Origin of the sequence: Pseudomonas sp. HY13-MNA-CIBAN-0226, from assembly GCF_040310305.1 — a bacterium.
GTDB classification, from domain to species: domain Bacteria; phylum Pseudomonadota; class Gammaproteobacteria; order Pseudomonadales; family Pseudomonadaceae; genus Aquipseudomonas; species Aquipseudomonas gregormendelii.
Genome location: NZ_JBEOPS010000473.1, coordinates 1 through 250, shown reverse-complemented (window position 1 = coordinate 250; position 250 = coordinate 1). Strand labels below are relative to the sequence as shown.

The following is a 250-nucleotide window of genomic DNA, read 5'->3' as shown; positions in this document are numbered from 1 at the left end:
GAGTAATGCCAAGCGCTGATCGTTATCACCCCTATTGACAACCAATTCAATTAGCTGACGCGCATCAATCGGCAAATCTGGCGTATTTTGTGCCATTAATGCTAGGTGATAAGCACCAGCCGTGTCTTGATCCGCAACGACACGCTGCTCAATGGCTACATAAGTCGCTTCAGTTGCACCGCCTGCCACACTGAGCTGATGGATACATTTAAGTGCTGAATTCGGCTCATTGCCCGCAATATCAATAATA

General features: G+C 47.2%; 1 protein-coding gene. It reads right to left on the bottom strand.

Annotated elements, in window-relative coordinates:
* Positions 1–250 (bottom strand): hypothetical protein (locus AAEZ05_RS29560; RefSeq protein WP_350650184.1); only part of this gene is annotated, 250 nt, incomplete at both ends.